The following is a 2,500-nucleotide window of genomic DNA, read 5'->3' on the forward strand; positions in this document are numbered from 1 at the left end:
GCAGTATCAGATGACCCTCCACGGTTGAGCCGTGGGATTTCACATCTGACTTACCAGCCCGCCTACACGCCCTTTACACCCAGTGATTCCGGACAACGCTTGCTCCCCCCGTATTACCGCGGCTGCTGGCACGGAGTTAGCCGGAGCTTCCTCTGAAGGTACCGTCACACGATGCCCCTTTCGAAACATCGCCGTTCTTCCCTTCTGACAGGGCTTTACACACCTTAGTGCTTCTTCACCCACGCGGCGTCGCTGCGTCACCCTTGCGGGCATTGCGCAATATTCCCCACTGCTGCCTCCCGTAGGAGTCTGGGCCGTATCTCAGTCCCAGTGTGGCTGATCATCCTCTCAGACCAGCTATCCATCGTCGCCTTGGTGGGCCGTTACCTCACCAACTAGCTAATGGAACGCAGGCCCATCCTCAAGTGCTAGAAACCCAGCTTTAATCTTAATGCTATGCAACATCAAAACCACATCCGGTATTAGCCCCCGTTTCCAGAGGTTATCCCAAGCTTGAGGGCAGGTTGCCTACGCGTTACTCACCCGTCCGCCAGTGTAATCGGTCTCCGAAGAAACCTTTCCCCTTGACTTGCATGTGTTAGGCACGCCGCCAGCGTTCGTCCTGAGCCAGGATCAAACTCTTCTTTGTCTATCTTACTTCTCTTATTGACGAGATTTACGCTATCCCCACTACTCACTAAAGAGTCACTTAGTAACATAGCAGGTTGATTTCAAAGATCATTTTTTAACTTCCACTTGATGTCTCATCAAATGGGCGACTAAGGTAATACTTCAATCTTAGCTTGTCAAGAACATTTTTTTTAAAAGTCAATGCATTTTCGGATAAAAAAGGGAATCAACATAAAGTTGATTCCCTATCAAGAAGATGCTTTGGCGACGACCTACTTTCCCATTTCCAAAGGAAACAGTATCATCGGCGCTGGTGAGCTTAACTACTCTGTTCGGAATGGGAAGAGGTGTATCCCCACCGCTATAACCACCAAAGCAAAACTGTATGGATGATATACGAATAATCTGCTGAATAGCGTTGAGTCGGAATAAAAAATTAGTAAGCCAAGCCTCTCGGCGGATTAGTATGGTTCGGCTAAACACATTGCTGTGCGTACACCTACCACCTATCGACCTTCTAATCTCGAAGGCGCCTTACAGTCACTTATGTGAAGGGATACCTCATCTTGGGCAGGGTTTCGCGCTTAGATGCTTTCAGCGCTTATCCACACCAGACGTAGCTACCCAGCCATGCCCCTGGCGAGACAACTGGTACACTAGCGGTCTGTCCACTCCGGTCCTCTCGTACTAAGAGCAGAGTCCCTCAAGTATCCTACGCCCGCGACAGATAGGGACCGAACTGTCTCACGACGTTCTAAACCCAGCTCACGTACCGCTTTAATTGGCGAACAGCCAAACCCTTGGGACCTTCTCCAGCCCCAGGATGCGATGAGCCGACATCGAGGTGCCAAACCGCCGCGTCGATGTGAACTCTTGGCGGCGATCAGCCTGTTATCCCCGGAGTACCTTTTATCCTTTGAGCGACGGCCCTTCCACTCGGAACCGCCGGATCACTAAGCCCTGCTTTCGCACCTGCTCGACTTGTTTGTCTCGCAGTCAAGCTCCCTTATGCCTTTACGCTCTACGCACGATTACCGACCGTGCTGAGGGAACCTTTGGGAGCCTCCGTTACTTTTTAGGAGGCGACCGCCCCAGTCAAACTACCCACCTGACACTGTTCCCTGGCAGGCTTCACTGCCACGGGTTAGAGTCTCAACTAAACAAGGGTGGTATTTCAAGGGTGACTCCACCGCCACTGGCGTGACAGCTTCAAAGTCTCCCACCTATCCTACACATGCGTAGCTAAGAATCAATATCAAGCTATAGTAAAGGTTCACGGGGTCTTTCCGTCCCGTCGCGGGTAGTCGGCGTCTTCACCGACATCTCAATTTCGCCGAGCCTCTCGTTGAGACAGTGCCCAAGTCGTTACACCATTCGTGCAGGTCGGAACTTACCCGACAAGGAATTTCGCTACCTTAGGACCGTTATAGTTACGGCCGCCGTTTACCGGGGCTTCAGTTCAATGCTTTGCCTTGCGGCTAACATCTCCCCTTAACCTTCCGGCACCGGGCAGGTGTCAGACCCTATACGTCCTCTTACGAGTTAGCAGAGTCCTGTGTTTTTAGTAAACAGTCGCCTGGGCCGCTTCGCTGCAACCCTGTTCAGCTCAGATCGCGAAGATCTTCACCTAATAAGGGCACTCCTTTTCCCGAAGTTACGGAGCTAATTTGCCGAGTTCCTTAACGAGAGCTCACTCGCGCACCTTAGGATTCTCTCCCTGTCTACCTGTGTCGGTTTGCGGTACGGGCACCAGAAACCACTCACTTGCGAAGCTTTTCCTGGCAGTATGATTAAGACCACTTATGATCCTTACGGATACCGTGTTCACACCTCGGTGTTTAGAATAGAACGGCGGATTTACCAACCATTC

Annotated in this window: 3 rRNA genes (2 of these 3 running past the window's edge); all 3 read right to left on the reverse strand. The window is 51.5% G+C overall.

Going from position 1 to position 2,500, the window contains the following annotated elements:
• Positions 1-643, reverse strand: a 16S ribosomal RNA gene (locus H6629_03615); it reaches 912 nt to the left of the window's first position.
• Between the two features lie 246 nt (positions 644-889).
• Positions 890-1,005: ribosomal RNA gene (gene rrf, locus H6629_03620) — 5S ribosomal RNA — on the reverse strand.
• Between the two features lie 65 nt (positions 1,006-1,070).
• A 23S ribosomal RNA gene (locus tag H6629_03625) occupies positions 1,071-2,500 on the reverse strand; it runs 1,570 nt beyond the window's last position.

It is taken from the genome of Calditrichia bacterium (assembly GCA_020634975.1).
Classification (GTDB): domain Bacteria; phylum Calditrichota; class Calditrichia; order RBG-13-44-9; family J075; genus JACKAQ01.